2 protein-coding genes and 1 pseudogene are annotated in these 2,932 nt (G+C 65.9%); all 3 read left to right on the top strand.

Annotated features, from left to right (window positions below; all coding sequences use genetic code 11):
* Positions 1–296 precede the first annotated feature (296 nt).
* The 3 genes and pseudogenes from ACLP25_RS14490 (at position 297) to ACLP25_RS14480 (ending at position 2,736) form a co-directional block, all read left to right on the top strand.
* Positions 297–1,001: an alpha/beta fold hydrolase gene (locus tag ACLP25_RS14490; protein ID WP_442469887.1), complete on the top strand. Its 705-nt coding sequence runs from the start codon at positions 297–299 to the stop codon at positions 999–1,001.
* Between the two features lie 89 nt (positions 1,002–1,090).
* On the top strand, positions 1,091–1,936 hold the full coding sequence (locus ACLP25_RS14485; protein WP_442469886.1) for an alpha/beta fold hydrolase: 846 nt from the start codon (positions 1,091–1,093) through the stop codon (positions 1,934–1,936).
* Between the two features lie 30 nt (positions 1,937–1,966).
* Positions 1,967–2,736: pseudogene (locus tag ACLP25_RS14480) on the top strand (SDR family oxidoreductase).
* The last annotated feature ends 196 nt before the right edge of the window (positions 2,737–2,932 follow it).

Here is a 2,932-nt window from a genome sequence, read left to right as displayed (position 1 = left end):
CGCGCGCGTCATCGACAATCTGAGGAATGAGGTCTGTGGCGGCGTGGCTCGCGACGCCGCGCGCGGTGCCGCTCACCCCTCGCAGCTCGGACAAGTGCAAAACAAGCCCGGGCGCGCCGGGTCGGCGCTATAGACGGCGGCAATCGCCTCGATTGCCAATACGCATTTCACTTCGCAATCCGTCCCTGCTCTTAGTGGGTCCGCGTTCGTCGGCGCGAAGCCGCAGCAGACGACCTCAACGGATTTTCACGAACCTCGCGGTTAGCTGACTCGATCGTCTTCTAAGGAGATCAAGGATGTCCTCAACCGACGTGAGCGTCATGCTCGTCCATGGCGCATGGACGGACGGATCGAGGCGGTCGAAGGTCATCAAGCCATTGGCGGCCGATGGCCTCGAGGTGTCGGCGCCGCCGCTGCCGCTGACCACTTTTCAAGACGATGTGGCGGCGCTCGATCGCGCGCTGGAACGGGCGCCGGGACCGGTGGTCCTTGCGGCTCACGCCTATGCGGGCGCCGTGGTTGCGGCCACGCGCAGCAACAAGGTGAAGGCGCTCGTTTACGTCGCCGCGCTGGCCCCCGACGAGGGGGAGGCCGTCGCGAACGTGTTCTACCGAATCAAGCCCCATCCGCAGGCGCCCAACCTCGCGCCCGACAATCATGGGCTGATCTACCTGCCCAGGGAGGCCTTCGCCGCTGCCTTCGCGCAGAACGCCGCCGCGGAAGAGCTGGCGGTGCTCGCGGCGGTCCAGCGCCCGATTGCGCCTGCCTGCATCACCGTCCCTGTGCCGAAGCCCTTGTGGAAGGACCGGCCGGCATGGTTCCTGGTGGCCGAGCAGGACCGCATGATCGTGCGGGACAATCAGTGTTTCATGGCTGAGCGGATGCGCGCCAGGGTGCGCTCCCACGCCGTCGATCACGCGCCGATCGTGACCGCGCCGTCCGTCGTCTTGGATGTGCTCCGCGAAGCGATCACAGCGGTCCGGGCGGATAACGCCACATAAGTCTGGTTGATAGAAACCGGTTTGGCCAACCAACCGCGCACAGTCCGAATGGTCTCAGCGTTTACGCCATGATCGAAAGGAGATGCACCATGACCCCCGTCAAGTACCGCTCCGTCGACATCGACGGCTTCAAGATCTTCTATCGCGAAGCCGGCGCCGTCAGCGCGCCGAAGCTGCTGCTTCTGCACGGCTTTCCGAGCGCCGGTCACATGTTCCGCGATCTCATCCCGCAGCTCGCCGACCGTTTTCACATGGTTGCTCCCGACCTGCCCGGCTTCGGCAATTCCGACATGCCTGGCCGCGGCCACAGCTTCGAGCGGATCGCCGCGACCATCGACCGCTTCACCGAGGTCGTCGGCTTCGATCGCTACGCCGTCTATGTCTTTGACTACGGCGCCCCGACCGGCTTCCGGCTCGCGGTAAAGCACCCGGATCGGATCACCGCGATCATCTCGCAAAACGGCAACGCCTACGAGGAGGGCTTAAGCGACGGCTGGAGCCCCATCCAGGCCTACTGGCGGGACCCGTCCGAGGCGAACCGCGAGGCGCTGCGCGCGTTCCTCAAGCCTGAGACCACGATCTGGCAGTACACGCATGGCGCGCCCGATCCGGCGACGGTTTCGCCCGACGGATATTCGCTCGACAATTTCTACATGGCCCGGCCAGGCGTCGCCGACCTGCAGCTCGACCTGTTCGGCGACTACCGGACCAACGTCGCGCTCTACCCGACCTTCCAGACCTATTTCCGGACCCGCAAGCCGCCCCTCCTCGCGGTCTGGGGCAAGAATGACCCGTTCTTCCTGCCGCCGGGCGCCGAGGCGTTCAAGCGCGACATTCCCGACGCCGTCGTCCGCTTCTTCGACACCGGGCATTTCGCGCTGGAGACCCACGCAGCCGAGATCGCCGCGACCATACGCGACTTCCTTCCCCGCTGACTCCATCCGCTTCACTGAAGGAGACCTCTGATGCCGAAGTCGGTCGCCATCGTCACGGGAGCAAGCCAAGGCATAGGGCGGGCTACCGCGATCCGCCTTGCGCGCGACTTCTCCGCGCTGGTCCTGGTCGCGCGAAACCGCGCCAATCTGGAAGGGACCTCGGAGGCGGTGCGAGCCGCCGGCGCGGAAGCGCTTGTCATCGACGCCAATCTTGCAGAGCCAGAGGCTGCACAGACGGTCGTCGATCAGGCCCTGGCTGCCTTCGATCGGATCGATGCTCTGCTGAGCATCGCGGGCGCCGTGCCGCAGATCGACCTGTTCGAGATGACCGATGCGCAATGGGAGGACGGTCTGGCGTTGAAGCTCCACGGCGCCCGCCGCCTGACGATCGCCGCATGGCCGGCCCTCAAGGCGGCAAAGGGAGCAGTCGTGCTGATGTCGGGGAACTCGGCCCTGTTTCCGAAAGCGCCTTACGCGGCCGTGGGCACGATCAACGCCGCAATCGTCGCCTGGCGAAGGCTTTCTCCGATCGCGGCATCGCCGATGGCGTGCAGGTCAATAGCGTCCTTCCCGGCCCGGTGATGACCGGCCGCCGCCGGTCGTATCTCCAGCACTGGGCGCCGCTGCATCACATGACGGTCGAGGAGGCGATGGCCAATTTCCCGAAGGAAGCCGGCATCGCGCGCTATGGCGAGCCCGAGGAGATCGCGGAATTGATGGCGTTCCTCGTTTCGCCAGGGGCGCGCTGGATGACCGGTTCGACGCTCCGCATGGACGGCGGCGAGGTGAAGTCGATCTGAGGCTCGTTGGCGGCGCGCACCGCCCGGCCCGACGCCCATCGGCGTCTGTCGCGATCGTCATTCCCGTCGCGCGAACGCAAGCAGCCTCGCCCGGTTGCGATTGCTCTCGTTGTCACACGGAAGGAAACCTTCCCCGAACCAGTCGAGCGAGCTGCAGGAGCTGGCGCTTCGATCTAGACCGTGACGTCGCCGCTGT

This window comes from Roseiarcus sp. (assembly GCF_052145395.1).
In the GTDB taxonomy this organism is placed as follows: Bacteria; Pseudomonadota; Alphaproteobacteria; order Rhizobiales; family Beijerinckiaceae; genus Roseiarcus.
Note: the sequence above shows the minus strand (reverse complement) of the source record. Positions and strands in the feature narration are given on the sequence as shown.